This window comes from Cupriavidus sp. 05T313, from assembly GCF_056396665.1.
The window spans coordinates 1-526 of the sequence record NZ_JBFTLX010000597.1 but is presented as its reverse complement, the minus strand read 5'-3'; the positions used below and the strand labels follow the sequence as shown (position 1 = coordinate 526).

The window sequence follows — 526 nt, the reverse complement described above, 5'->3', positions numbered from 1 at the left end:
GGGTACGCCCGACGGCCGGCCGGTGGCATAGGCCAGGCCGTCGGGCGCCAAATGGCGCGGGGCCAGGTGGGCCTCAGGCTCGGTGGGTCGCTACTTGCGCGGTTCCAGGCTGGTCAGCACGAGAACCGTAGAGGGTGCGCGGACCGAGAGGGTGGCGTAAGGGTTGTCCGGGGTGGGCCAGCCGGTGAAGTGCGTGTCGTTGTACGCACCCCACTCAGGGCCGGAGAAGAGCGGCACCAGTGGTGCGACGTCGTTGGATTCTTCCTGGAGCTTGTTGGCGATGTCCTTCTGCGTGGACTGGTCCGTGGTGGCAGCGAACTGTGCCAGCAGGGCATCGGCTTTGGGGTCCCCGAAACGGTGGTAGTTATCCGACGCCTTGGTGCCCACCGGCTTCACCGTTGAGGAGCCCATGGAGGCGTTGAAGTACTTGTACGGGCTCGGATCGTTGGCGCTCCACACGATGCCCGAGTCAAAGTCGCCCGTTTCGTACCCTGACACCACAGCGGCCCAGTCCGGGGAGTCCACC

The 526-nt window shown here is 66.2% G+C and carries 1 protein-coding gene; it reads right to left on the bottom strand.

All coding sequences use genetic code 11. From position 1 onward, the window contains the following. Positions 1-90 precede the first annotated feature (90 nt). A partial coding sequence (locus AC1DKD_RS41930) for a hypothetical protein (RefSeq protein WP_477144823.1) occupies positions 91-526 on the bottom strand: 436 nt, incomplete at its 5' end.